We start from the raw sequence: 26558 nt of genomic DNA on the forward strand, positions 1-26558 counted from the left end.
TTAAACAGTATTAAAACAATGGAAACAAAGGACAAAGTAAAGGTCGAAATGACCAAGGAACAGGCCGAAGCGTTCGCAGCGTTTCAGGCACAGCAGAAGAAAGAGGCAGAGACGAAGCAGCGCAAGGAAGACCGCGAGACCTATGCCAAGATCGTGGACGAGGAAATAGCGGCGGCCATACCAGAGCTGCGCGCCCTGAGCGACCGCATCAAGGCGGTAAAAGCCAAGGTGTACGGCAGCTTCGCGCAGGTGCTCGACATGAAAGCCAACGTGCTGCGCATCACCAAGGACACACAGCGCACGCACACCTTCACCCACTCGAACGGCAAAATGCGCCTGACGCTGGGCTGCAACTGTATAGACGGCTACCGCGACACGGTGGAGGACGGCATCGCCATGGTGAAGGACTACATACAGAGCCTCGCCACCGACGAGAAGACACAGACCCTCGTAAAGGCCATTATGCGACTGCTGAGCCGCGACGGCATGGGCAACCTAAAGGCGAGCCGCGTGTTGCAGCTCAGAAAGATGGCCGACGAGAGCAAGGACGACAAGTTCAAGGAGGGTGTGCAGATAATCGAGGAGGCATACCAGCCGACCATGACCCGCCAGTTTATCCGCGCTGAGTGGAAAGACGAGAAGGGACAGTGGCACATCATACCGTTGAGCGTGACCGACGCGGACACCGACGAAGAAAAGGCGGAGGAAGAAGCAAAAAAAGATTAAGCGTGCCGCCTGTGCATTTCCCCGAAAAGAATACCACAAGACAACACGCCCCGAATTTTGTTAATAAAGCGGTTGCAAAAATAACAAATTTTTTCGGGAAATGTGCAGAAATCACCATAAATCTACCATTGAGCGCATAAAAAAAGTGCGTGCGATAGTAAATCGCTATTATGAGAGTGGCAATAATAGCAGATGTTACAAGGCAGTGTGGCGGCGATATGTGAACCCGCTCTATCCTATGAGCTACCGGACGTTCCTTAGCTATCTGGACATTCCTACACCACCACCCGACAACCCCACACCACTGGAAAAGTCGCTTTTTGACTTTTGGGACGATATGCCAGTTTATCAATCTTGAAAAATTAAGGCTGCATCGAAATGGTGCAGCCTTTTTTTTGTCTTCATCAGACGCGGTCGATAATGTCCATGTCGGTGAGCGGCACGGCTCTGCATGGTCGCTTTGCGGTGGCATCCACGGCGTGGGTCTGCCACCTCTCTATGTTTTCCATGAGCTCGCCGTGGTTGTGGTTTGTCGCGCTGGCGGTGAGCATGAAGCAGCCGAAGCCGTCGCCGCTCAGTCCCTGCATGGCGGCGTTCACGCGGTCGATAAGGTCGAAATACTGGAGGGCTATGTCTATGCGCTTGTCGGCCGCGCCAGCGGTGTAAGCCTGCCAGCGCGTGACGACATGGAGGCGCACGGGAATGTCGGCATCCCTCTGCCAGTTGCTGAGCTGGTGAACCTCGTACTGCTCGAACTCAATGAAGACGGCGGGCAAAGGCCACGGCACTGAGGTGGAGACCTCGACGACGTGCTCGTTCCAAAGGTCGATAAACTTAACGTCTGGGCACCGCTCGGCGATACGCTGGGCGATAGCCTTAAAAATCTGCTTTCTCATTTCTTCTTAATTCTACTGCTTATAAAGTTGGACATACTGAGGCTGAACGCTTGGAGGTTGTCGTCGATTACGTCCTTAATGAGCTGCTGGGTCTCTTTGCCGTCGCCTATGAACTGACGCTGCGGCATATTGAACCGCCGCTGGTGGGACTTGACCTGATAGCGTTTTCCCTTTTTGCTTGTGCGATAATGCGCCTTAACGGTGAGGGTGCCCTTTCCGCCCTCGTTGTGGATCGTGGTGTAAGGGAGTGAGGAAGAAAAGCGCACGCCGTGGCCTACGACCTCGCTTTTGATGCTTCGCCTCATCGCGCCCGTGACCACAAGGAGAGAGCCGAGGGCTTTCTTATCCTTTCGGGGCTTCCACGCATCCGTGAAGAACGCCTTGCGCTGGAAGTTCTTGTCGAACTCTTCGGAAAGCTCTACGCGCATATCCTTTAAAATGTCGGCTTCGAGCTTCTGGCCGTCGATAATATCAGACATTTTGCTAAATTATTGTTAATAAATATACTACTTTACAGAAAATCGACGTATCTTTGCGGCATGAAACAGATAACAATACCAAAGGCAGTAAAACAGGAGGCTCAGTACCTTATAGACCGCTACGGCGACCGTCTTAAATATCTCGGCGACGTGGACGGCCAAAAGGCGTGGCTTTTTGTGTACCCTGAGGAGGTGACGAATGGCTATCCGTTTCTTTATTTGTTCAAAGACGGCAAAGCTGTGGAGATAACAGGTTCGTCCGTTTTTGATTTTGCAGAGCTATACGTCGAAAATCTCGACGAAATCGGTATTGAATAGCTTGTTGTCTATTCGCATGATACCGCGACAATCATGTTGTATTTTTCCGCCCTGTTTGGCCAAATTCTTTATATTATCCCATTCACGCCCCGAACCCTCGGAGTTATCATGCTGTGGCTCTATATATTTAAGCGTACCATCTTTAAAACGTTGTAAAATAGTCATGTGCCCGCTACGCGCGCCCCATCCTATAGAGAGACCATAAACGCCCTCCTCCTTGCACGTTTCATCAAAGAACTGCAACCACCGCTTTTCTGTCATTTGTTTGCCATTCTTGGCGGCGAGCCAGTCGTTCACCTTTGTGTATTTTGCAGGTGTCCCGTCTGGGTTTTTCCAAACTTCCCAACAGTTATACCCACGACTTAAATATTCAAGCTTGGAACCTGTTGTGTTACCTTTGGCCGTTACGTTTATACCCATAAGGCGAAGCATATAGGCAGGGGCACAAGTTTGGCAGTTAATTTCGTAAGGTCTGTCCTTTGCTTTGTTATATTTCGTGTTCAGTCTGTACCGGTTGCCCTTTTTATCCACATACGCCCCTTTAGGGTCTAATATGAATTTTTCCACATGGTGAGGGTTTGCGTGCTGTTTGTCCGCTTGCTCTACGCTCATAGGCTTGCCAACTTTCACGCCTAACTTTTCGGCAATCTCGTAATTATTCAGAGCCTTTGCGTCTTTCTCTGCATCCGTCAAATTATCGGGTAGCTGTGCGCGAAGCTCTGCCACTCGCTTATTTTTCTTTTGTTCCGCCGTGAGCTGCTTTATAACTTTCTTTGCCGCCGCTGGTGCTTTGTAATACGGGTGCTTAGGCGGGAAAAGCTGCATTTCCGTGCCCGCGTTATAGCGGAACATACGCTGCTTTAGCGTGTCGGTGGCTTCATCGCCCAACTTCATGGCCTCTTTCGGGTCGCTCGGCTGGTACTTGGAGCGTCTGACCTGCACCGCTTGGCACCTGCACCCCCAACCATTTGGCGGGTAATACTTCGACCAGAACGGGTCGTCGGCTGGCAGCGTAATGCCGTCGAGCGCGGCATGGTCGGGACGCACGCGGGAGTCCTGCGCCGTGCGGTACTGGAGGAAATAACGGTCTGTGTCCTTGGAGAGGTCTGCCCACTTTACCGCCATGAGTGAAGAACCGAGGGCGTGCTTATACTCGGCGTTTAGCCAGTTCACGTTGTAGTTCTGGTTAATCTGCTGCACGTCTTTTCGGAAATCGTCGAACGGCTTCACGTTTCCCTTGTCGTCGAGCATGGACAGCCCCACCTCGCGGAGGGCGTGGAACGTCTTAAAGCCAGAGAAAATAAAGCCGTTGTTTTCGAGCGCGTAGCGGAGAGTTTCAGGCACGTCGTGAGGTATGGACGTTTCGACCGCGCGGTTGATTATCTGCGTGGTCGCGTCGATCACCTTTCGGGCGCGCGGGTCGGTGAGTTGTGAGGCATCGAAGCCGCCCGCGTCGTACACCATTTGCGCGGCATCGTCGAAGACGGCGGGGTCGAACGTCGGCACATCGTCATCCTCGCCCTTGGCCAGCTGGAGGGTGTCGCCCTCATAGTAGAGCTGGAGCAAAGCAGAGTGAAACGCCCCGTAAGAGCTGCGCAGGTCTGCGGCCTGCGCGGGGCTTACTGGAAAAAAGAGTTAAGCGCGTCGGGCTGTGTCTTCGCCTCGCGCTCGCCAGTGATACCGACGTTGTATTTGTCGATGAAATACTGGGGATCAATCTTATAGTATTCGAGCAAAACGCGCTCTATCTCTCTTTGCTCGGACGGCGTGAAGCTGGCCGCGTCGTCCCACTCATAGCGCAAGCCAGCGACAGGAAAGCCGTGCATGAGCATGAACGGCAGTAGCTTGTCGTTGATGTTGTACGCCAGCATGGTTTTGTCGTCCTCGACCACATTCTCGAAAACTTCGAGGTGGGTTTCAGACTGTGAGAGGCTGCTTCCGCTGTCTATGGTCATGGTCTGGTTAAGAATGCCCTTTGACATCTCGGAGTTACAGCGGTCTATACGCTTGTCGAAGACGTTGTAAGCATCGCCGCGGCTGCTTTCTTTAATCTCTATGTCGGTGCCATCAGGGAACAAACCCCAAAAGGCGGAGCCCATGTTTTCGAGCGCGTCTTCTATCTTCTTTCGCTCGCCCTCGTCGGTGGTGGTGGCCTTGGCTATACGCATAGGCGCGCCGAATATCTCGCCGAACATATCCCAAAAGCCCAACATATTGCGCTTACTGATACACTGGGGCGAACAGGCAAGCAGAAGACCGAGGTCGGTCTTACTGCCAGCCTCTAAACACCACTGAGAGAACTCGCCATCGCGGTAAGGAATGCCGCTGTGCCAGTCTTCACCCACCGTTCTGAGGAGGACGCCATGCTCAGGACAAACGTGTTTGCGCGGTACCAGTTCCACGTCCTCGAAGCGCATATCGTATCCCGTGCCCACAATGTCGCCGAACTGAATGAGGGAATGTCCCCAATAACGTGAGGACAAAACGTGTGTGCAATAGTCGTCGAACCACTCTTTGCGCAGCAGGTCGGTGGCCTTTTCGTCTTCCTTGCCATCCTTGCCCACAAGTCGGTATTTGTTGCGCTTCACCATGCCCACGCGCTGGGAGATACAGCCCTGCAAATGCAGGTCTATGAGGTTGTCGGTGTAAATGTCGTAAAGCAAACAACGCTGCGGGTTATCCACGTTAATGGCCGCCTGCCATGCCTGACGCCACATACCCACGTCCTTTTTGGTGAGCGCGTCGGTCTGCTGGAGCAACTGGGCTGTGAGCTTCATGCCCTGCTTTGAGCGCGCGAACTTAGCCAGCCGCTGCATGTCATAGCGGCTATACACCTGCTCGCCCGTGACGGCGGCGTAGGCTGTTTTAAGTCTGTTTAAAATATCCATAACTATGATGCTGTTTAATAAAGTGTTTAACGCCGTTTAATAAGCCGTGAAAAGCCCATTAAACGGCGTTTAATCTGTTTACTACCATGTGGGGCGTGTCTTCTTCTGGCTTCCCCACTTTACTGGGTTTGCCGCGTCGGTGTCGCCGTCCTCGCTCACGTATGTGGGGAAGTTGGGCGAAGCCTTGGAGGCTTGCACGTCGCGCAGCCACTTGATGCTCTCGTTGTAAAGGCTCTCACGCCGTTCTATGCCCATGTTTTGCGGCAGGCGGTGAACCATGAGCCACAAGGCGATATTGACACAGCACTGCACCAGCTGGGGGTTGCGGTCTTCGCCCGTCTGACGAAAGGCGCGCGCCATGTCGTAGCGGCCACGGGTGTAGCTGCTTATTTGTTCCTGCGCCGCGCGCTCGGCGGTGAGGCGCAGGTCGGTGTTGGCCTGCAACGTCTCGAACTCGAAGTCGTCGCATACCGCCTTGTAGTCGTCATCGTTTAGAAACATCGCGCTTTCTGAAAATAAGGAAACAACGGCGGCAATCACTCTTAGACAGCGGCTGGGGCACGGCCTCGAACATGGCAACGCTTCGCGCCTTTTCGGCTGTGAAGCCCTTGCCAAAGCGGTGCTGGCGTATGAGTTTCTTAACGCCCTGCATGGAAACTACGCGGGGACGGCCGCCCCAAACAAGAACCAAGAACTTACGGCGGTGCAGGTTTGCATCGCGCTGAGCCTTACGAATGGCTCGACGTGCCCTGAAGTCGAAGACCACGGCACGAAAGAAATGCTTTAACTTTTTCATGTCTTTACCACATTATGTTTTTAGCCGACCGACGTTTACCGAAAGACGGCGTGAATTTGGAAATGCTCGAATGCTTTTGCAGCAGGAAGATAGCACCCTCGTCGGCATCGGGCGCATCATCGTGGCCGCGCATGCCCTTTTGGAACGCCAGCGTGAAATCGACGGCGCGCACCATGTCGGGGTCGTCCTTTTGCTGCTCATCGTAGAAGACGAAGCCGCGCTCCCACAGCGGCGCGACCGCCTCGATACGCTGGAACTTGTCGGGCTTCTTTCGCTTGTCGCCCAATATTGGCAGCTGGTAGCCCCGAAGCTGTCCCTCGGTCTCGAAGTCCTCAAGCTGCTTGTCCTGCATGAAGTTGGCCTCCATGTAGAACTTTACTGCTATGCCCTGCTGCTGCGCCCACTCGTAGAGGTCGTAGCACCAGCGCACCATCTCGCTGAGGGTGGTCTGGCGTACAAAGGCGCGCAAATGCCAGAGCCGCGTCTGTTTATCCTTTCCCCACAGCTTCGCCGCCTTGTAGTCGTTCTTGGCGGTGGACTTCCAAGCGGGGTCGATATACAGCACTATCTCGGTGAAGTCGCGCCACGCTGGACGCTTCGCCCATCTTATCCAGTCCTGACGGAATACGGCACCCTCCACGATCGGGTTGTTCATGTACTCTTTCTGGAAAGAGCGGTACCCCTCGAAATCCTCAATCGCCTGCACCTCGGCGCGCGTCCACTTCGCCGCCCATGACACGCGACCCTCCTTGTCCAAAATATCGACCTGCGACACCTTTACGGACTTAATGGCGCAGATGTTGGCCAGTACCGACGTTTTGGAAATAAGGTTGCCCACCATGATGAAGCGGCCGCGGCCGCCGTCCAAGGCACCGAAAAGAGCCTCCTTCACCCAATCGGTGAGGCGGGAGACGCGGGCGGGGTTCTCGCAAAGCTCGTCGTCGTCCAAGTCGTCTATGACTATGTAGTCGGGACGGTGGGAACGATAGCGGAGACCACGCGGCGACTGTCCACGGCCACGGGCGAAAAAGGCTGTGCCGTCCTTTGTGACGAAAGACCCCTCCTCCCATGTGCCGTTGTTGTACTGCTCGCCGAAGTCGGCGGCGTAACGCTTGTTGTACTGGAGCTCGGCCTGCAAGTCGGCCAGCAGCGTGTTTGCGTTGTCCTGAGACTTGCCCACCAGCACCATGACCCAAAACTGGCGGAGCGAAGCCCCGCCGTATATCTGCGCCTTTAGCCACATCGGGATAAATATGTCCAAGTGTGTGGACTTCGCCGCGCCACGGTGCCACTTATAGACCGCCTTTATATTTTTGTCGCAAATGATTTGCTTCGCGGCTTTGAGGTGGAACGGCGCGCACGGCGTTTGCTTGCCCGTCTGCGGGTTCGTGGTGTAGTGTGGGAAGTAATAGTCGACAAACGCGCCATAGTCGGAAAGCAGGCGTTTAATGCGCTGCTTCTTCTGCGCATCTGTCTCGTGGGTGTTCACGGTGGTGGCCTCTTGCACGTCCTCACAGTGAGCCTTCCACAGTTCCAACGCCTCTTTGGGCGTAAGTTTGTCGTACTTTGGCATTTTTACTTATTGATAAGTTTGTTTTGCATCAGATAATTAATGTACTGGTTGTGATACTTGTTAATGGTCTTCAAAAGCTCAGGCGTAATATCCTCGTCGAACTCGGCCTGAAACTGCAACCACTTGGAGAAAGCCATGAACACCTCGATAACGTCCACGATGCTGGTGTGCTTGTCGAGCTTTTCGATAGTGGCGGCGAACTTGGCCAGCTTGTCGCCCAAGCCGTTGGCCGCGTCTGGGTCGTCGCTGTCATTAACGGTCTCTATCATCTTGTCGACCGTGCGCAATAGCTTATTAACAAGTTCGGGGCGTGTTATGTTTTGCGCTGCTCGTCGCTCTACCCATCCGCCGACGTTCACCCACTTTGTAATGGTCTGGGCTGACACGCCCACTTTCTCGGCTATTACTTTCTGCTGTTCGCCCTGCATATAGAGGAGGCGGGCGTAGTCCTTTTTATCCTCAAGTTCTTTCTTTGTAATCATTCATAATTTAAACGCTTTTATGTTACTACTAAAACAAACGCCGACGCATCGCACAGCGGCAGGCATCGGCGTAATACGAGTGCAAAAGTCCCCATTTTTCGGCGAAAATAAAAAAAGAGTGTCAAACTTCGACACTCTATTTTTGTAGCTCAGGAAAAGTCGCGACTTTTGCGGTCGTGTTTCATCGCGGTGTAGAGCAACGGCAGCTCGCTTGGCTCATTCCCAAGAGGTTGCAGGTTCGAGTCCTGCCACCGCAACGGTTAGGTTTTAGTTTTTAGTCATAATTTACGATTTTTGAGTTTAAGGTTATTAGATTTATTAGGGTAACGAAACACCATCGGAACGGTGGCCAGCTGTGAAGCCCGCCACCTTTTAAGTAGAACTTTTAAATTAAAAACAAGGATATGAAAGAAGTAGTTATTAACACCAGTGGACTGAACTGTTACGGCAGCCGCGTGCTGACGGCAGGACTGGACACGACGCAATATTGCAGGAACCCCGTGCTTCTTTGGATGCACCGCCGTGGCGGCGAGAATATGCCCATCGGCAAAATGGAGAACCTGCGAGTGGACGGCGACCGCCTGATAGGCACGCCCAAGTTTGACGAAAAGGACGAGTTTGCCAAGAAGATAGCGAGCAAATGGGAGGACGGCTACCTCAATATGTGCTCGGCAGGCATCGAAATACTTGAGTACAGCGTGGAGCCTAAAGACCTTTTGCAGGGACAGACCCGCGCTACCGCCACATCGTCGAAGCTGGTGGAGGTCAGCATCGTGGACATAGGGGCGAACGACGAAGCCCTGAAGCTGTACGGCGGCGGCAAGCTGCTGGAGCTGGCGGCTGGTCAGGACTGCGACCTCTTGCCACTTGTGAAGCTCTCGAAAGAAGAAACGCCGAAGCCTGAGCCAGAGGCGGAGGCACAGTCAAACGATAACATTAACACATTCAACATGAAGAAAGAGACATTTTTGCTCCTCGGCTTGCCTGAGACCGCGACCGAGGAACAGGTACACGCCGCCATTAAGGCCATGAAGTCAAAGGCGGACAACGCGGAGACGCTGACCCTCGCCGCCATCACGGCGCAGGTGGAGAACGCCATCAAGGAACACCGCATCACAGCCGACAAAAAGGATATGTTTATCAATCTCGGCAAGACATCGGGCGCGGAGACCCTGCGCCAGACTTTGGAGCTTATGCAGCCTGTGCGCAAGCCTAACGACGTGATCGACACCAGCAAGGACGCGCCACAGGGAGGCCAGCACGAACAGGCCACCTTTGCCAAGCTCTCGGAGGTGCCAGCCGACCAAATCGGCAAAATGCGCAAGGAGAACCCAAAGGAGTATATGCGCCTTTACAAGGCAGAGTACGGCATCGACTGCCCGAAGCTCGACGACTAAGGGGCGCGTTAAACGACTATTTAAACGGCATTAAACACCAATTAAAACAGATAACAAAACGAATGAAACGATTTAAGAAAGTATTGAGTTTTTGCATCATGCTTTTGCTGGCCTCGCTCAGCTTCGCGGCAAAGGTGGCTATCAACGGAGCCATCGGCGCGGGCATCGCCTATATGTTGGGCGGCGAGCCTTTGGCGGGTGCAGTAGTGGCGAACTTGGTAGCCCTTTTCCTCTTGCCTTTCCTGCCCAAGGCGGTGGCGCGCGCTGGCGTGTTCACTGAGTTGTGGACGGGCGAAATGATTAAGGCGTTCCGCACACCGCCCGCAGCGGTGGGCTGGTATGACCGTGTACGCTCATACGACCAGTATGTGAACAACGACGTAATCCACTTCACTGAGCTTGGCGGAGACCCTACGGTGCTGGTGAACAACAAGACCTACCCGCTCAATATCACCAAGCTGGACGACGCGGACAAGCCCGTTTCTCTCGACCGCTTCGACACAGAGGCCACACCAGTGACCGACGACGAACTGCACGCCGTAAGCTACGACAAAATGGGCAGCGTGCTGGAGCGTCACCGCGAAGCCTTAAAGGAGACCACATGGCAAAAGGCAATCCATGCCTATGCGCCTGACGGCCACAAGGCGGGCAAGACGCCAGTCCTCGCCACTACGGGCGAAACCGTGGACGGCCGCAAGAAGTTCACCGTCGCCGACCTCGTGAACTTGAAACGCGAGTGCGATAAGATGAAAATGCCACAGGACGGCCGCGTGCTCGTTCTTTGCCCTGACCACAGCAACGACTTGCTGGAGACATCGAAGAACTACGCGGAGCACTACAACATCAACGACACGGAGGGCAAAATTACCCGCCTGTACGGCTTCGACATCTACGAATACAACGGTTGTCCTTACTTCAACCAGACAACGCTCAACAAAATTGCGTTTGGAAAGGCGGCAGGGGCAACGGACGCGCAGGCATCGGTCGCTTTCCATGTGGGCAGCATGATGAAAGCGAACGGCTCGGTGCAGTTCTACCATCAGGACGCTGTGACCGATCCGCTCTACCACCGCAACCTCGTAAACTTCCGCAAATGGAACTTAGCCCTACCGCTCAAGGACAACTGCACACGCGCAGCCGTCGTGAGCGCAAAGGCATCTTAACAATATAACCCGCTAAAGAATGGCAAAGCTAAAATATTTGGTCATTCACTGCACAGCCACAAAGGCAGGCCGTGAGGTGACGGCAGCGGAAATACGCCGCTGGCACACCTCGCCGCCGCCTGTGGGTCGCGGGTGGAAGCAGGTGGGATATACCGACCTTTTCCACTTGGACGGCAGTGTGGAGCGGCTGGTGAGGAACAACGAAGACGACAACGTGGACAGCTGGGAGATAACCAACGGGGCGGCAGGCTTCAACAGCGTAAGCCGACACGTCGTCTATGCCGGAGGCTTGGCAGCCGACGGCAAGACCCCGCAGGACACCCGCACGGCGGCGCAGAAAGAAGCCCTCAGAAAATACGTGCTGGACTTCCACGAGCGACACCCGCAAGTAATGATCGTCGGCCATCACCAACTAAACAAGGCCAAGGCGTGCCCGTCGTTCGACGTACCCGCGTGGCTTGAAAGCATAGGTATCAAACAATAATTAAAATGAATGAGCAGCGAAATAATAACCCTCATCGTGTCTTCACTGACGGCGACAATTAGCGCACCGCTGGGCGCGTGGCTCGGCGCGAAGCTGCAAAGCCAGAAGTACAAGACGGAAATCGACAGCCTGCGGGCGGAGGTACAGAAAAAACTCGCTGGCGTGAAAGACAGTGAACTGGAGAACGTGCGCAAGGCAAACGACATCTTGGTCGATGGTATTGTAACGCCGCTTAAAAAGGAAATAAACAGTTTACGCCGTGACGTGGATAAATTCAGAAAAGCAGTGGAGAAAATACCTTCCTGCGCTCACGCTGACAATTGCCCTGTGTCTCGCCAGCTGCAAAAGCTCGAAGACCGCGACAACGGAGCAGACAACGACGACGCAGGAAAATAACGACTACCAGCAAAGGCTCGACAGCATGGTGAGGGTGGAGATAGGCAAGACGCTCACCCACCTGCATGAGCAGAACAGCCAGAGCGAAACGGACGTTATCATCTTCGACACCACACAGCCCGCCGACAGTTCGACGGGTCTGCCACCAGTGAAGGCAGCCGTGAAGCACCGCAAGAGCGTGCAGAGCAAGGACAGCACCGCACAGCGAAGCAGCGAGCAGGCCGCAACCAACGTGCAGAGGCAGACGCAGGACAAAGGCAAGAGACTGGCAGACACGAACAGCAAGACAAAGGAAAAGACAACACAGCCCGCACACACGATTTTCAATTCATGGCTCTGCGGGCTACTGTGCGTCCTGCTGGTCTGGGGCTTCATCAAGTACAAACGTAAAAACAAAAAATAATACAATGGCAACAAGTTTAACAATCGTGCGCCAGAATGGCAACGTGGCCAAGTCGCTGGACGGCCAAGACCATGTGAGCGGCTTCATCGCCTACCTTTTGCAGGGCGACATACCCGCCGCCTTCGCAAACGGCCAAGTGCAGGCCATAAGCACCATCGACAAGGCCGAAGAGCTGGGCATCACGGCCGACTCGGACAAATGGAGCGTCAAGATGCTGCATTACCAGCTTGAGGAGATATTCCGCATCAACGACGGCATAAGCCTCTTTGTGGGTCTTTTCTCGAAGCCTGAGCAAATGACCTTCGCTGAGGTGGCGACCGTGCAGAACTACGCGGAGGGTGCCATCAGGCAAATGGCCATCTGGAACGGCGACACGGAAGTGACCGCCGACAACATCACCAAGCTGGAGGCAGCCGCCGACGCTCTCGACAAGCAGAACGCGCCTCTCTCGGTGCTCTACGCGCCAAAGGTGAAAGACTACAAGTCGCTTCCAACCAACCTCGCCGCAAGCTCTGAGCGCGTAAGCGTGGTTATCGCACAGGCTGGCAGCGGGACGGGCGCGAAACTCTACGCGGACAAAGGAAACGGCACCAAGGCCTCCGTGTCGGCCATCGGCGTGGCACTCGGCACGCTCTCAAAGGCGGCTGTGCATGAGTGCATCGCGTGGGTAAAGAACTTCCCGTCTGGCATCAGTGTGCCAGCTCTGGGCGACGGCAAGCTCATCAGGAACATAGACAAGGCGGAGCTGGAAAAGCTCGACAAAGCCCGTTACCTGTTCCTCAACACCGTGGTGGGCGTGGCTGGCAGCTACTGGAACGACAGCCACACCATGGACAGCGCGACCAGCGACTACGCCGCCATAGAGAGCGTGCGAACCATGGACAAGGCCGTCCGCGGAATACGCACCTACCTCACACCTGAGCTGGGCGGAAACGTCTATATAGACCCCGACACGGGCAAGCTGCAATCCTACACCGTAAGCCACCTCGAAACGACGGCAAACATACCGCTGGAGGAAATGGAAAAGGCGGGAGAGCTGAGCGGCTACAAGGCGGAGATAGACCCCGAGCAGGACGTGCTCAGCACAAGCACCATCGAGGTGGTAATCAAGAACGTGCCCGTGGGCGTGGTTAGAAAGTTCAAGGTTAAAATCGGTTTTGTCAAATCCTTAGAGTAACAGCAGAATGAAAATACAGATTAAGAACGGCGTGCCTTACGTGAACGGTGAGGTCGTGGGCTGGGCGGACATCGTTGTTTCCCTCGCGGGCGTGCCCGTGACTGGCATCACTGGCGTGGAATATGAGGACGACCAAGAAGTGAACGCCGTGTACGGCGCAGGCCGTTACCCCGTCGGCTACGGAAAGGGGCGCATCACGTGCAAAGGCAAAATTACCCTTTTGCAGGAGGAGGTCGTTTCCATACAGCGGCAGGCACCAAGCGGACGCTTGCAGGACATCGCGCCTTTTAACATCACCGTGAGCTACTTGCCCGCAAACGGCATGATCGTGACCGACAAGCTACGCAACTGCCTTTTCTCGAAGAACTCGCGCAGCTGGAAAGAGGGAGACACCAAGCAGGAAATCGACCTCGACCTCATCATGTCGCATATAGAGTGGCACAACAAATAAACATTTAAACAACAATAAACAGGTATTTAAACAGTATTTAGGCTATGGCAAAGATACAGGAACAAAAAGTATATGACGGCGGTGTTACCGCTGAGCAGGTGAAAATATGGAAAGGGCAGCACCGCAAGGTCGCCCGCATCGAGGTGGAAGACGGCGACGAAAAGCACGTCGGCTATTTCAAGCGTCCAAGCATGGAGACCATGGCGGCCAGCACCAAGGTGGCGAAGACCGACGAAGTAAAGGCGGGCGGCATCTTGTTCGACGGCTGCTGGCTCGGCGGCAGCGAGTTTATGCGCACCGACCCTGTTTTGTTCGTACCGACAATGGCACAGCTAAACAACATCATGCTCGGCGCGTCCGCCAGCCTAAAAAACGCATAACGTCGCACCTGCTTCGGGTGGACGTGGAAGACGGAGAGGAAGACAAGGACGGGTTCGTGAAAGCCTGTGCGCTCATTCGTTCCAACTTGCACATCGACCCGACGGCGGGCAGCGACGACGACTTCGCGCAATGGTACGCCGAGGCTTTGTGGCTGGAAGAAATAAGGCTGAAAAATCAAGCTGAGGTGTTAGCGCGCGTTTTGTCCGCTTTGTTCGGCGAGCGCAAATCCATGTAAATGGCATGGCAGAAAGTGGCGAGCAGATAGAACGGCATGACAAGGAGACCGACGCCAACGAGCACCGTTACCACCTTAGCCAAAAATAAAAATACCGTCTCTATCATAATTTTGCCGTTATATTTAACACGGCTGCAAATATAACAAAATAAATTGAACTATGCAAGTTTTTAATTACAATTTTAACATAAACGGGAATTTTTCTCAGTCCATTACCCAAATGGCACAGCAGACCGACGCTTTCACGCAAAAGGCGCAGGGTGCCTGCGCGTGGTGTGAGAAATGGGCTGGAAGACTTGCAAAGCTCAATTTGGCATCGGACTACGTGCAGCAGCTCTCTGCCACATTCCGCAACTTCGGGCAGGCAAACGTAGAGCTCGACAGTCAGATGCACGACCTTTCGGCTGTGGCTGGTGTCACTGGCGAGGGTCTTAAAACGATAGAGAGCTACGCCCGCGAGAGCGCGAAGACGTTCGGGTCGGACGCAGGCACGGCCGTGCAGGGCTACAAGCTGCTTCTCTCTCAGCTCACGCCAGAGCTGGGCAAATGCCCGCAAGCCCTCAAAGCCATGGGCGACGCTATACAGACGACCAGCAAGCTAATGGGAGGTGACGGCACGGCAGCGGCTGAGGTTCTGACCACCGCCATGAACCAGTACGGCGTAAGTCTCGCCGACCCTATGGAGGCCAGCCGCAAAATGGCTGAGATGATGAACACAATGGCAGCGGCCGGACAGGCAGGAAGCGCGGAGCTACCAGCCATCAAGGCGGCCTTGGAGCAATGCGGTATGGCGGCAAAGGCCGCAAACGTGAGCTTTGAGGAAACGAACGCCGCCATTCAGGTGCTCGACAAGGCGGGCAAGAAAGGCAGCGAGGGCGGCGTGGCTTTGCGTAACACGTTGTCGATACTATCGCAGGGGCGTTTCTTGCCAAAGGACACACGCGAGGAACTGGAGAAAGCGGGCATCGACGTTATAGCACTGGGCGACAAAAGCAAGAGCCTGAAAGAACGACTCGAGATGCTGAAGCCCATACTTAGCGACTCGGCACTTTTCAGTAAACTTTTCGGCATGGAGAACGCCAACGCCGCCCGCGCGCTTGTGCAGGGCACCGACTCGCTGGCGCACTTCACTGAGGCTGTGACTGGGACAAACAGCGCGGTGGAACAGGCGGGCGTTATCATGGAGAGCGCGGCTGAGAAAAAGGCGCGCTTCCGTCAAAAGATAGAGGATCTAAAGATAAGCTTCGCACAACTCACGGGCGGCGTGTCTTCTTACATCGGCATCATGGCAGGAATGCTCGTCCCCGTGTCTCAGCTCATGCCCCTTATACTTGGAACAGGCAAGGCCATCAAGTTTGTGGTAACGCTGAACTATGCCTCCTATCTCGGACGCATCGCCACCATGGCACGCTCGGCGGCGGTGAGCATCGCGCTCATGGGCAGCCAGACGGCCATCACAAACGGCATTTCTCTGGGCTTCGTCGGAAACGTGGGGCGCGCCACCCTCTCGCTGCTTCGCTTCGCCACCGCTGGCATCTGGTCTGGCATCAAGGCGTTGGGCGCGTTCATGCTCTCTCTTGTCACCACTGGCGGCGCGTCCGCCACGTTCGCTGGCATCGCATCGGTGAGCTTCGGGGCTTTCAAGCTCTCGGCAGTCTCGGCGTGCAGGGCTGTGAGCATCGCCATAATGAACATCCCGATTATCGGCTGGATAGCGGCGGCCATCGCCGCGCTCATCGCCGTGGGCGTTTACTTCTGGAACACGTCGGTGAAGTTCCGCGCGGTGCTGAAGGGACTGTGGGCGGCGTTCAAAGCCGTGTTTGTCGGCATCGGACAGCTCGCAAAGCAAACCTTCGGGGCGATAGGCGACCTCATAAAGGCGGCCTTTAAGCTGGACGCTGGAGGCATCACGGCGGCACTTAACAAGCTCAGGGGCGCATACAGCAGCTACGGCAAGGAGGTGGGCAAGGCGTTCAACGACGCTTACACCGCCGAAATGAAAGCGGGAGAAAAGGAGAACGCCAAGAAGACGGCCAAGAGGCAGGGCAAGCAGGCGGCGACATCGCCCGCAGGCGTGCCGAACGTGCCGACCCCGTCTGTGCCAGACGTTACGGGAGGCACGGCTGGGAAGACCAGCAGCAAGAAGACGGGCAGCGGCGGCAGTTCTGACAGCGGCGGCAAAATCCGAAACGTGAGCATTCACGTGGACAAACTCGTGGAACGTCTGGAGATACACACCGCCAACCTGCAAGAGAGCGCGGAGCGTGTGAAGGACGTTGTGGCGCAAGCCCTTTTGTCCGCCCTGAACGATACCAACTTAGCAATGGAGTAAAAAAGGAAATGTTACCAATCAGTTTTAAGTTTGTGGCAGCGTCCGCGGCCGTGCAGGCCAAGGGGTACCTCTACCGCTTCAAGCCCGCCCGCACGACGGCATCGCCAAGCTGGGACGGCGCGGGCGGCAGCATACTGGCCGAAGAAGTGGCAAGCCCGTACACAGATAAAAGTTTCTGGGCTGGCCGTTACGCGCTTTGCGAGCTGACATTCAGGAAAGAGAGCGGCGAGGAGCTGACGGTGAACGACGCGATAGCCGCCATATCGAAGCGCAAGAACATCGTCACCACCCAACTGGTGGGAATGGACGGAACCGTCAAGGAATACATAAACGACGGGGACTATGGCATCAACCTCATAGTGGGCGTGCAAGCCATCAAGGGCGGCAAAATCGTGGACGAATACCCATCCGACGGCATTACACAGCTGCGCAAGTTCTTCGACGTGAAAGAGGCCATTTATGTGCATTCTGAGTTCTTGGAACTTTTCGACATCAGCAAGGTGGTGGTGCAGGACTTTAGCGTGACGCAAGCCACACACAGCAACTACCAGCCCATCGAGTTGTCCCTGCTCTCGGACGGCGACTACAACGTGTACAGCACGGAATACAAATAAACGGTTAAACGGTATTTAATACCCCATTAAACGGCATTCATCATGTACAGGCTAACGGCAAAAATAGAGATAGCGGGCGCAAAGACGTGGCAGCTCGATTTTGTCACTGAGGTGGAAATCACCCGCGACACTGAGAAGCTGACGGACATCTGCAAAATCACCCTGCCCAAGAAAATAAAGTGGGACGGCGCGGCGGAAATCCCCGTCAAGCGCGGCGATACCGTCAAGGTGTGGCTCGGTTACGACGGCAGCAACGAACTGGCTTTCGTCGGCTATGTCAAGGAGGTGGGCTTCAAAACGCCCGTTGTGCTGTACTGCGAGGACGAAATGTTTAAGCTAAAGCAAATGCCAGCCGTAAAGAAGACCTACAAGAGCGTGACGGTGGAGCAGCTGTTGAAAGACCAAGGGCTAACGGACGTTAAGGTCATGGGCGAGCAGGCGTTGGGCGCGTACCGCGTCACGGCCGACACGGTGGCCAGTCTGCTGGGCAAGCTGCAAGAGAGCGGCATTCGTTCTTTCTACCGGTATGAGGACGGCAAGCCCGTGCTATACGCGGGTGTGATATTCGAGCGCGGCACGTCCGCATCGCAAGTGTTCGCCACTGGCGTGAACATCATAAACGACCAGAGCCTCGAACAGCAGAAAGCCGACACCATGCGGCTGAACGTGAAAGCGGTGAGCATCATGCCCAACAACAAAAAAATAAAGGTGGAGGTCGGCGACGCTGACGGCGAACGCCGAACGATCACCACATACAACAAGACGGAAAGCCAGCTAAAGGCATGGGCGGAGCAGGAAATCAAACGACTGAAACGCGATGGCCTCAAGGGTAGCCTTACGACATTCGGCTACAAGCTGGTCGACAAGCTCGACACGGTGGGCATCAAGATAGACGGCGCAACCATGGGCATTTATCAGGTGAAAAAGAATGTCATAAAATACAGCTCTGGCGGTTATCGCCAAGAAATAACGCTGGGGCTGAGGGTAGCAGAGTAAGGACATGAACATCGCGACAATGATTAGGCAGCTCGCTGGAGACAGCGGCAAGGGCATGGGCTTCACGGTAGGCACCGTCACAGCGGTGGACAAAACAGCCCGCACGGTGGACGTGCAGCCGCTCAATGAGGACGCGCCGCTGCTGGGCGTGAACCTGCAAGCGAACCAAGAGAGCGCGGTCGGCGTGGTGCAGATACCGCGAAAGGACAGCTTTGTAATGGTGGGCTTTGTGCAGGACGGCGCGGCTGGCATGGTTCTGCTGTGCGACGACATAGAGGAGGCGCAGGTGGTCGTCAAGGACACCGACACGGCCAGCGTCGTGGTAAATGAGAAGGGAGTTTGTATGAACGGCGGCTCGCTCGGCGGGCTGGTAAAGGTGGAAGACATCACCAAGCGGCTGAACCTCATAGAAAAGGACATCAACAACCTCAAGCAGGCGTTTGCCAGTTGGTCGCCAGTTCCGCAAGACGGCGGCGCAGCCCTGAAGGGAGGCGTGGCAAGCTGGGCGGGTCAGCAGCTGACGGAGAGCAAGCGCGGCGACTACGAGAACGAAAAGGTAAAGCAATGAACGGACTAATAACGGACATCGGCACGGGCGACCTGCTTGTGGAGCACAAGAGGGCGGTCGTCACGGATAGCGACGGGCAGACGGTGGAAGCCGTGCTCCTCGCACAGCGCGGCGAGTTCAAGGAACGCCCGCTCATAGGCGCGGCGGTTAGGCAGCTACAAGGCGGCTGCAAGGACGTGTTCTGGCCGCAAGAGACAAAGAAAATGATAAAGGCCGCAGGCGTGGAAGTCACCCGTGTAAAGGTGGACGCTGACGGCACGATAAACATAACATAATACAGCTATGCAGATAACAGTAAAGGACAGACAGAGCCTCGCGGACATCGCCGTGCAATATCTGGGCGGCGTGGAGGGCATCTTCGCGCTGGCGGAGCGCAACGGCATCAGCATCACGGCGAAGCTGGAAGACGGGCAGACGCTCGACTGGGAGCTGGCCGACACTGTGGACGCTACTGTGCAAAAGACATACGCCGCGCAGGGCATAGAGCCAGCGACCGACATTCCGCAAAAGGAAATGGAAGCCCTGCTGACGGCTACAAAGAAATATTTTGCTGGCTGCATCATTCCACGGCCACCGCGCCGCGAACTCACGATCGTGGACGAAGTGACGGCGGCAAAGGGCTGGACGCTCTCTGGCATCGGCTCACAGTTCGACAGCGGCACATACGCGCAAACGGAGCGTGAGGACGGCATCGTGGTGAACAGGGCTAAGAAAGTTATTAAACAACTGAGTGAGGGCAAGGAGGTGACCAGCGAGAGCGGGCAGACACTCGCCCGAATATTCGGCAACCAATTCGACGATACATTTGCATAATGGTGAAACTGACAGAAAACAAGGTTGCGGAGATAGACACCTCCGCACTGGAGAAGCGGGCGCGGGACATTCGCGACGCTGTGGTAACAAAGAGTGTTACCGTGGAAATGGTCGGCAGCCTCTTCGCCGACCTCATAACAGCCTGCGGCAACGTGAGGGACGCGCTGGCTTTGTTCCTCGGCACCAACGTGCAGGAGATAACCAGCGACATAGACAACAGGCTGGCGGGCGTGGACGCAGCAACCAAGGAGGCAAACGCGGCCACGCAGAAGACGGAGGCGACCCGCGCGCTGGTGGACAACCTCGTGAGCGTGCTCAGCTCTCAGAACGTCGCCGCGCCCACAAGGCTGGAAATTACCGACTGCCCCAAGGAGGTGACGCTGGGCAACCAGCAGCGACCACGCATCGAAGCGAAAGCCCTGCCCGCCTTTGGCATCGGCTCGCTGCTTTTCATCGGCGGCGGCGACGTGCTGGAGGTGACACCCGACGGCCGCATCATCCCGCTGGCTGAGGGCATGGGCAAGGTGAACGTGGTAGCCACGGTTAAAACAAGTATTTACAAGACACTGACCATCGCAGTAGTGCCGCCGCGCATCAGGCTGACGGGCGGCGGCATGAGGCTCGACGGAAAAGGCAACATAAGGCTGACGTAATGGAAACAAGACACATAAACGTAAAATCCGACTTTGTTATCCGTGAGCGTTTCCGCGACGGAACAGGCAAGGTCGTGGCACTGCCCGACGTGGACTTCGAGCTACGTTACTGGGTAGGCAGCAAATCGGTTAAGGCATCGCGGAAGGACGGCGTGCTCACCAACTGCGTGGCGGACGGCGACGCCCTGCTGGTGATATTCAAAGACCACGGGCTCGGCGAGGGAGAGCTGCACCATGAGCTACACCTCGCGCAGAACAACCCACTGTTTTGCGACGGCGTGCAAAATGTCTATTATCCCGAAAGTCTGCATATCTGGCTTTGGGACAAAATGGGCGACACCGAGGGAGTGATAGAAAGCGACTGTGTGGCTGCATATACTCGCGGCTATAAGTTCACGTGGGAAGACTTCACACCCGCCAACATACTGGAACTGCAAAAGCCCGCAATGGAGGCCGCAGAACGCGCCGACACAGATGTACGGGAATTTATAAGGGTGGCGCAGGAAAAAAGCGACACGGCCGTTAAAAACGCGCAAAACGCCGCATCTGAGGCCAAGACGGCAACCACGGCCACGGTGACGGCCACGACAAACGCCAATACAGCAACGACGGCGTGTAAGAAAGCCACCGACGCGGCGAACGACGCGACGAAAAAGGCAATCGCCGCCACTTCCACGGCAGACACCGCGACAAAGAACGCAAAGACGGCGACCACAGAGGCGACCACCGCAACCGACGCGACGAAAAAGGCAACCACAGAGAGCATTGACGCGACGGGCAAGGCCAAGACGGCGACCGCCTACGCAAATGAGGCGGGACAGCAGGCAGCGGCAGCCGCCGAAAGACTGGAGGCGACACGCGGCGAAATGGAGATTGCCATCGCGAGAGCCGAGCAGGTGGTGCAGGGTGTCCCGAACGGTCTAAAGGTGGAGGCACCAGAAACCGTCACGCTGGGAAACCCCGCCAAGCAATACATAAAGCCGCGAGTGAAGCCAGACGGCTGCGCCCAAAACGTCATATACCAGACGGACGGACAGAGCATCGAGGTGGAGCCAAGCGGCGAGATACAGGCGCGTGAGGCGGGCAGCACCCGCGTACATGTCATCCCTACGCAAGGGACTAAGTATTACAAGACTATCAAAATAGAGGTCGTACCGCCACGCATCAGACTGACCAGCGGCGGCATACGCCTCGACAAACAAGGAAACATACGTTTAACATAACATATAAATATTATGGCATTAACAGCAGAACAGGAAAAAGGCGTGGTGGCAATGCTGGCAGCCTTTCAGAATGGCAAGCGCATCAACGAGCTGGACGCTGCAAAGGGCGCGCTCAAGGATATGCGCATCGAAGTAATGGACGAAACGGGCGAGACGCACAGCATGGAACTGGCCAACGCTGTGTCTCAGGCAGGCAACCCGATAGCGGGTCGCTACTGGAACACCGCGAACGCCACACCTACGGCGGCGGGCTACTACGGCAGTCTTCAGGCACTGCGCGACCTGCCTGCAAAGCTGGGGCTCGGTCGCTACCTCGTGACCGACGACCGCAAGAAGCGAAAGCTCGATCCCACCGACAGCACGAAATACGCCGACGGCAGCCCCGCGGCTCTCGACGGCTCACAGGGGCAGTGTATGTGGTGCTGGAACGGATTTATCGCGAATATCTTCAATGAGGGCGGCGTGCAGGTTAAGTGCATCACGTTCGACAAGCCTGTGGGCAACGGCGTGAGCATCCGCATCCCTGCGGGCGGCACAAGCTGGCTCGGCGCGGGTGTAATGGACAGAACGAACCAGCTGCTTTGCAGCGTCATTTCAAACGCTGAGCAGTTCCGTGGCGGCGGTGGTTCCGCGCTCAATGCAAGCAGCTACACCAAGGCACCAAAGGCGGACGCGGCACAACTCACCATGCTGGGAATGCCCGCCACCAACATAAGCACTACCAGTTTCGGCACATACGCCCGTAAACGTGGTGAGGGCTGGGAGGCCAACTGGTTTGTGGCTCAGTTCGTGGTCGAGTTCCTTTTCGAGGTTATCATGGGCACACAGAACAGCCAAGCGACATTTAACGCCGACAAAGACGCTAACGGACTTTATCAGGGCGGCTTCGGTACTGGAGTCACCGATATGCCAGACTGGGGCAACTATAACGGCTATTATCCCGTAATACCTACAAGTGTGGGACTGGAGGCAGGCGACGGCGTTTGCTTGGTGGACTACAATTTGCCAGACGCGACCGACGAGGGCACATACAAGGCTTTCAAGGTTCCCGTTTTCTTCGGACTGGTTCACGCGGGCTATGGCAGTCTGTGGCGTTGGGTTCGCGGCCTCATTATGAACGCTGGCGACGAAAAGAGCGAAGTGTACATTTCGCGTTCAATGTTTGCAGCTTTCGATCCCTCGACAATAGGCGACAAAATCAAAGTGGCGGAATGCCCGCGTTCTGAGGGCTACATCAAACGCAAGAGTTACAACGGTCTTTGCTGTATGCCTACGGAAGTGGGCGGCAGTCCTACGACCTGTTATTGTGACTACTTCTATACAAACGCCAACACAAGCAAGGGTCTTCGCGTGCGTGCGGCTGGCGGTAGCGCGTTCCACGGTACGAATGCGGGCGCGTCCTACGCGTATACGGACTACGCGGCCACGTATACGAGCACGTACTACTCGTCGCCCCTCTGCTATTTTGAGAGCGACCCGATAATCGAACAGGCTGCGTAAGCGTGGGCGAAAGCGACCGAAAAAAATAAGTGAATAAATTAAATAAAAATGTTCTTTGACTTGTTGAGCTGAAACAGTGAGGCGGCAGGCGGCGAGGGTGTTTCTCTCGCCGCCGCAAGGCGGCCAAAATTCTGAGGCACGAAAAAGATATAATTTGCGGTTTGGAGTAAACCGCTGGCGGACTTCCCCGCGTCGGGTCTTCGCGTGCGTGCGGCTGGCGGTAACGCGAACAACGGTACGAATGCAGGCGCGTCCTACACGAATACGAACAACGCGGCCACGAATACGAACACGAACTACTCGTCGCCCCTATACTTTGCAAATAGAGAAATACAGCGATATGGAAGGAGCCATGCCTCTCGGCAAAAGATAAAAGTCAAAAAGGGTATTAGTAGGACGGCTCGCCGCCTCGAAAGTTCCCGACTATGCAAAGCAGAAATGACATGAAAAGAAAAGGTTATCTTTTTGAGCAAATTTGCTCGGTGCCCAATTTGTTGGAAGCCCATTTCAATGCAAGCAGGAAGAAGCGCAAACGCTCTGAGGTAATCGCTTTCGAGTCTGACCTTATGGCCAATATCGAGAGCATAAGAAACGACCTCGTAAACAAGACGTTCCACACATCGGAATATAGCGTCTTTATCAAGTATGAGCCTAAACGCCGTGAAATCTACAAACTGCCATACCGCGACCGCGTGGTGCAGTGGGCAATAATGCAAGTGCTTGAGCCTATCTGGGTGAGATGCTTCACGGCCGACACCTACGCTTGTGTAAAGGGGCGCGGTCTTCATACGCTGCTGCGCAACCTGCGCCGCGATTTGAGAAAAGACCCCGACGGGACGCGGTACTGCTTTAAAATGGACGTTCGCAAGTTCTACCCGTCCATCACTCACAGCGTACTGAAGCAGGTGGTACGGCAGAAGTTCAAAGACCCCGACCTGCTGTGGCTGCTGGACGACATCATCGACAGCGCGGACGGCGTGCCCATCGGCAACTACATAAGCCAGTATTTCGCGAATGTGTACCTCTCGGAGCTTGACCATCAGGTAAAGGAAGTTTTGCACGCTCGCTATTATTACCGCTACGCCGACGACATCGTGGTTCTCGACAGCAGCAAAGACCGCTTAAAGGGTGTTGAAGTGTTTATTAATCACTATTTAAACACTGAGCGGCTTTTGCAGATGAAAGGCAATTACCAGATATTCCCCGTCGAAGCCCGCGGCATCGACTTTGTGGGCTATGTCACGCGACATGCCTATTGCAAGGCGCGCAAGCGCAACAAAAAGGCACTGTGTAGAATTGTGGCGAAGCTAAGGAAGAAAGGCCATACATCGAAAGAAATACGCTTGATGGTGGCCTCGCGCCTCGGCTTCATGGTTCACTGTAACAGCATCAATTTATTAAGGAGTTTAGATATTATGAAAGAATGGACTGAGGTTAAGAAGACGGGCACGACCCTTACTGGCTCTAAGCTGCACATCGACACCATACTGAACCGTGAACTTCACGTGCAGGCGGTGGACATCAAGCCATCGAGCAGAAACGACGGCAACTGCCTGACCATTCAGTACGAAATTTTCGAGCAACTGAAAAACAAGGACGGCGAGCTGCTTTGGAAAGACGAAGCCAAGACCGCCGCGCTCATGGGTTGGGTGCAGCATATCACCTTTACGGGTTCCAAGAAGCTGGAGGAAGACTTCACGGGCGTGGACTTTTCCGAACCCGTGCGCTGTCAGATTATCCGCCAGCCGCTCGAAAAGGGACACTGCTTCTATACGGTAAGACCAGTTTAACAACAAATAAAAAATATCATCATGTACAAGGTTAGTTACATCGGCAGAAAGAACTTTGTGAAGTTCGACGACGAACATTATCTGCTTTACCTCAATGAGGAACAGGCAGAAGTTAAGAACGAGAAATCGGACGACATCATGCAGGGCTATGCCTACACAGGCTCGCAGCCTGACGGCGGCACTCTGGTGGAAGCCAAGGACGTGAACGACGACAACCGCCGCGCCAAGTTCGTGGCGGGTCTTATAGGCACGGAATACGACATCGACAGCCAGATAGCCATCCTCGCAAATGGCAACGACACCGACCAGCACGCGCAAGAACTCAAAGACTTTGAGGACAACCGCCGCGTGGTTAAGGAGACGATCGACGAGCTGTTAGCCCGCGAACTCTAAAGCATCACGCCTATGGCTCGCAGTATATCAGACATCAAAAAGGAAATGACAACGGCGTTCGCTCAGGAGCGCGCTGTTGTCAATGCCTACGGGCTGGACGCTCGCAAGTCGTTCGACCAGCAGTTTAGTGCCGTGAGCATCGAAAGCATTTTGTTTTATTGCTTCGCGGTCGCCGTCTGGGCGGTCGAGACGCTTTTTGACAAGCACAGCGCGGAGGTGGACACACGCATCGAACAGCTCGAACCTCATACACTACGCTGGTATGTGAACAAGGTAAAGGCTTTTATGTATGGTTATAAGCTCGTTTCCGACACTGACCGCTACGACACCAGCGGAATGAGTGACACCGACATCAATAAAGCCCGCATCATTAAATATGCCGTAGCCACGGAGGACGACTCCATGGTTTACATCAAGGTAGCAGGACAGACGGACAACGGCAAGCCGTGCCTGTTGAACAAAAGCCAGTTTTCCGCCCTGAAGCAATATGTGAACGAGATAAAGGACGCAGGTGTAAGCGTGCAGCTTCGCAATGAGGAGGCCGACCTTATCAAAATAAACCTCTTTGTGTACTATGACCCCACCCTTATGAATGAGCGCGGCGAACTTTCGGACGGTTCAAAACCTGTGGACGATGCCGTGCTGTCCGTCATCACAAATTTGCCGTTTAATGGCATCTTTAGGAACACCGACCTGCTGGAGGCCATAAAGTCGATACCCGCGGTCGTGGTCGTGGACATCGACAGCGCAAGCGGTGGCATACAGGCGAAAGCCCGAAACGCCGACCGCTATTCTTCAGTTGTGGGCTACAACCGCCCTTATAGCGGATATTACGAGATAGAGGGCGGCAGTGCCAACGTGACATATAAAGAATATAAATCGATAGAATAATGTTTGAAATCGACTTAAAGAAGCTCGTTTTGCAACTTCTTCCGACATTCTACCGCCAGCAGCTCATTTTCGGGGTGCTTCGCGCGGCTCTCGGCGGACTGCAAGCGGTTTACGACGCTTTTACGAAAGCGCGTGTCGTCCACATCTACCGACTGACCCATAACGGGCAGGTCTGTTATCTTCGCGCTGTGCTGAATGATGCTTTTGCAAGTCCAAGCGGCACAAAATTCGAGATTTTGACGATAGAGCGGGACGGCGACTGGCTGTATGCCATCACTGAGGCCGGCAGCCGTATAACGATAGCAACGGCAGAAGACAGCTTCAATGAAAAGGGCGAATATCAGGACAACAAACTGGTCGTCCCTGTGCTTTCCAACGAGGCCATGCTTACGGCACAGCAAAACAGCTTCATGGTGGCCGTTCCCGCTGACCTCTACCAAACGAACCTCGCCGACATCAAGGCTTTGGTCGATAGCTATAAATTAATATCAAAACAGGCGATATATACGCCGATAAGTTAAACTTAACATCATGCAAAAA

The 26558-nt window shown here is 54.9% G+C and carries 32 protein-coding genes, 1 tRNA gene and 1 pseudogene; 25 read left to right on the forward strand and 9 right to left on the reverse strand.

Going from position 1 to position 26558, the window contains the following annotated elements; translation table 11 throughout:
- Positions 1-18 precede the first annotated feature (18 nt).
- A complete protein-coding gene (locus EXN75_RS06565; RefSeq protein WP_134843215.1) occupies positions 19-726 on the forward strand; it encodes a DUF3164 family protein in 708 nt (235 codons plus the stop codon).
- 404 nt (positions 727-1130) lie between these two features.
- On the opposite strand, the gene EXN75_RS06575 is transcribed toward EXN75_RS06565, so the two are convergent.
- The gene (locus tag EXN75_RS06575) at positions 1131-1622 is read right to left on the reverse strand and encodes a hypothetical protein (protein WP_134843217.1); all 492 of its coding nucleotides are present in this window, start codon (positions 1620-1622) and stop codon (positions 1131-1133) included.
- Complete coding sequence (locus tag EXN75_RS06580) at positions 1619-2101, reverse strand: phage virion morphogenesis protein (protein WP_134843218.1); 483 nt, start codon at positions 2099-2101, stop codon at positions 1619-1621. Before EXN75_RS06580 ends, EXN75_RS06575 begins: the two co-directional genes overlap by 4 nt.
- 60 nt (positions 2102-2161) lie before the next feature.
- Between EXN75_RS06580 and EXN75_RS06585 the strand changes: the two genes are divergently transcribed.
- Positions 2162-2419, forward strand: coding sequence for a hypothetical protein (locus tag EXN75_RS06585; protein ID WP_187349076.1), 258 nt, complete (start codon positions 2162-2164; stop codon positions 2417-2419).
- Here the strand turns inward: EXN75_RS06585 and EXN75_RS06590 are convergent.
- From EXN75_RS06590 to EXN75_RS18480, 7 genes and pseudogenes are all read right to left on the reverse strand, one after another.
- Positions 2381-3985, reverse strand: coding sequence for a toxin glutamine deamidase domain-containing protein (locus tag EXN75_RS06590; protein ID WP_134843219.1), 1605 nt, complete (start codon positions 3983-3985; stop codon positions 2381-2383). The two genes, EXN75_RS06585 and EXN75_RS06590, sit on opposite strands and share 39 nt — an antisense overlap.
- Positions 3986-4038: 53 nt before the next feature.
- Positions 4039-5307: a phage portal protein family protein gene (locus tag EXN75_RS06595; protein WP_134843220.1), complete on the reverse strand. Its 1269-nt coding sequence runs from the start codon at positions 5305-5307 to the stop codon at positions 4039-4041.
- 81 nt (positions 5308-5388) lie between these two features.
- On the reverse strand, positions 5389-5808 hold the full coding sequence (locus tag EXN75_RS06600) for a phage protein Gp36 family protein (RefSeq protein ID WP_134843221.1): 420 nt from the start codon (positions 5806-5808) through the stop codon (positions 5389-5391).
- Entirely contained in the window at positions 5792-6103 is a 312-nt protein-coding gene (locus EXN75_RS18155; protein ID WP_246031317.1) for a hypothetical protein, read from the reverse strand. The genes EXN75_RS06600 and EXN75_RS18155 overlap by 17 nt, the downstream gene beginning before the upstream one ends.
- 4 nt (positions 6104-6107) lie before the next feature.
- Positions 6108-7676: a hypothetical protein gene (locus EXN75_RS06610; RefSeq protein WP_134843222.1), complete on the reverse strand. Its 1569-nt coding sequence runs from the start codon at positions 7674-7676 to the stop codon at positions 6108-6110.
- A gap of 2 nt (positions 7677-7678) precedes the next feature.
- The gene (locus EXN75_RS18160; protein WP_246031321.1) at positions 7679-7945 is read right to left on the reverse strand and encodes a hypothetical protein; all 267 of its coding nucleotides are present in this window, start codon (positions 7943-7945) and stop codon (positions 7679-7681) included.
- Positions 7946-8002: 57 nt separating this feature from the next.
- A pseudogene (locus EXN75_RS18480) lies at positions 8003-8158 on the reverse strand (terminase gpP N-terminus-related DNA-binding protein); the annotation flags it as partial.
- 185 nt (positions 8159-8343) lie between these two features.
- Between EXN75_RS18480 and EXN75_RS06620 the strand changes: the two are divergent.
- From EXN75_RS06620 to EXN75_RS06730, 23 genes are all read left to right on the forward strand, one after another.
- Positions 8344-8415 (forward strand) — tRNA-Met (locus tag EXN75_RS06620).
- Positions 8416-8562: 147 nt separating this feature from the next.
- Positions 8563-9555 carry an HK97 family phage prohead protease gene (locus tag EXN75_RS06625; RefSeq protein ID WP_134843224.1) on the forward strand — a complete coding sequence of 331 codons (993 nt, stop codon included), beginning with the start codon at positions 8563-8565 and terminating at the stop codon, positions 9553-9555.
- Between the two features lie 62 nt (positions 9556-9617).
- The gene (locus tag EXN75_RS06630; RefSeq protein WP_246031318.1) at positions 9618-10718 is read left to right on the forward strand and encodes a phage major capsid protein; all 1101 of its coding nucleotides are present in this window, start codon (positions 9618-9620) and stop codon (positions 10716-10718) included.
- A 19-nt stretch (positions 10719-10737) separates the two neighbouring features.
- Positions 10738-11202, forward strand: a complete 465-nt coding sequence (locus tag EXN75_RS06635; RefSeq protein ID WP_134843225.1) for an N-acetylmuramoyl-L-alanine amidase — start codon at positions 10738-10740, stop codon at positions 11200-11202.
- A 9-nt stretch (positions 11203-11211) separates the two neighbouring features.
- Positions 11212-11598, forward strand: a complete 387-nt coding sequence (locus EXN75_RS06640; RefSeq protein ID WP_167639468.1) for a hypothetical protein — start codon at positions 11212-11214, stop codon at positions 11596-11598.
- 34 nt (positions 11599-11632) lie between these two features.
- Positions 11633-12001 (forward strand): hypothetical protein, encoded by a 369-nt coding sequence (locus tag EXN75_RS06645; protein ID WP_167639469.1) that lies wholly within the window; start codon positions 11633-11635, stop codon positions 11999-12001.
- 4 nt (positions 12002-12005) lie between these two features.
- Positions 12006-13178, forward strand: a complete 1173-nt coding sequence (locus EXN75_RS06650; RefSeq protein WP_134843227.1) for a DUF2586 family protein — start codon at positions 12006-12008, stop codon at positions 13176-13178.
- A gap of 7 nt (positions 13179-13185) precedes the next feature.
- On the forward strand, positions 13186-13629 hold the full coding sequence (locus EXN75_RS06655; RefSeq protein WP_134843228.1) for a hypothetical protein: 444 nt from the start codon (positions 13186-13188) through the stop codon (positions 13627-13629).
- A 44-nt stretch (positions 13630-13673) separates the two neighbouring features.
- Positions 13674-14009: a hypothetical protein gene (locus EXN75_RS06660; RefSeq protein ID WP_134843229.1), complete on the forward strand. Its 336-nt coding sequence runs from the start codon at positions 13674-13676 to the stop codon at positions 14007-14009.
- 23 nt (positions 14010-14032) lie between these two features.
- Positions 14033-14245 (forward strand): hypothetical protein, encoded by a 213-nt coding sequence (locus EXN75_RS06665; RefSeq protein ID WP_134843230.1) that lies wholly within the window; start codon positions 14033-14035, stop codon positions 14243-14245.
- 220 nt (positions 14246-14465) lie between these two features.
- Positions 14466-16577: a phage tail tape measure protein gene (locus EXN75_RS06670; RefSeq protein ID WP_246031319.1), complete on the forward strand. Its 2112-nt coding sequence runs from the start codon at positions 14466-14468 to the stop codon at positions 16575-16577.
- 8 nt (positions 16578-16585) lie between these two features.
- The gene (locus EXN75_RS06675; protein ID WP_134843232.1) at positions 16586-17191 is read left to right on the forward strand and encodes a DUF6046 domain-containing protein; all 606 of its coding nucleotides are present in this window, start codon (positions 16586-16588) and stop codon (positions 17189-17191) included.
- A gap of 42 nt (positions 17192-17233) precedes the next feature.
- Entirely contained in the window at positions 17234-18187 is a 954-nt protein-coding gene (locus EXN75_RS06680) for a hypothetical protein (RefSeq protein ID WP_134843233.1), read from the forward strand.
- 4 nt (positions 18188-18191) lie between these two features.
- Entirely contained in the window at positions 18192-18755 is a 564-nt protein-coding gene (locus tag EXN75_RS06685; RefSeq protein WP_134843234.1) for a hypothetical protein, read from the forward strand.
- The gene (locus tag EXN75_RS06690) at positions 18752-19030 is read left to right on the forward strand and encodes a hypothetical protein (RefSeq protein WP_134843235.1); all 279 of its coding nucleotides are present in this window, start codon (positions 18752-18754) and stop codon (positions 19028-19030) included. The genes EXN75_RS06685 and EXN75_RS06690 overlap by 4 nt, the downstream gene beginning before the upstream one ends.
- A 7-nt stretch (positions 19031-19037) precedes the next feature.
- Positions 19038-19568, forward strand: a complete 531-nt coding sequence (locus tag EXN75_RS06695) for a hypothetical protein (RefSeq protein WP_134843236.1) — start codon at positions 19038-19040, stop codon at positions 19566-19568.
- Positions 19568-20221, forward strand: coding sequence for a hypothetical protein (locus EXN75_RS06700; RefSeq protein ID WP_134843237.1), 654 nt, complete (start codon positions 19568-19570; stop codon positions 20219-20221). Before EXN75_RS06695 ends, EXN75_RS06700 begins: the two co-directional genes overlap by 1 nt.
- Positions 20221-21444: a hypothetical protein gene (locus EXN75_RS06705; RefSeq protein WP_134843238.1), complete on the forward strand. Its 1224-nt coding sequence runs from the start codon at positions 20221-20223 to the stop codon at positions 21442-21444. Before EXN75_RS06700 ends, EXN75_RS06705 begins: the two co-directional genes overlap by 1 nt.
- A 12-nt stretch (positions 21445-21456) precedes the next feature.
- On the forward strand, positions 21457-22944 hold the full coding sequence (locus tag EXN75_RS06710; protein WP_134843239.1) for a hypothetical protein: 1488 nt from the start codon (positions 21457-21459) through the stop codon (positions 22942-22944).
- Between the two features lie 443 nt (positions 22945-23387).
- On the forward strand, positions 23388-24734 hold the full coding sequence (locus tag EXN75_RS06715) for an RNA-directed DNA polymerase (RefSeq protein ID WP_134843240.1): 1347 nt from the start codon (positions 23388-23390) through the stop codon (positions 24732-24734).
- Between the two features lie 21 nt (positions 24735-24755).
- Positions 24756-25127: a hypothetical protein gene (locus EXN75_RS06720; RefSeq protein WP_134843241.1), complete on the forward strand. Its 372-nt coding sequence runs from the start codon at positions 24756-24758 to the stop codon at positions 25125-25127.
- 12 nt (positions 25128-25139) lie between these two features.
- Entirely contained in the window at positions 25140-26018 is an 879-nt protein-coding gene (locus tag EXN75_RS06725; protein WP_134843242.1) for a hypothetical protein, read from the forward strand.
- On the forward strand, positions 26018-26539 hold the full coding sequence (locus EXN75_RS06730) for a hypothetical protein (RefSeq protein WP_134843243.1): 522 nt from the start codon (positions 26018-26020) through the stop codon (positions 26537-26539). Before EXN75_RS06725 ends, EXN75_RS06730 begins: the two co-directional genes overlap by 1 nt.
- Positions 26540-26558: the final 19 nt, after the last annotated feature.

This window comes from Segatella hominis, from assembly GCF_004535825.1.
In the GTDB taxonomy this organism is placed as follows: Bacteria; Bacteroidota; Bacteroidia; order Bacteroidales; family Bacteroidaceae; genus Prevotella; species Prevotella hominis.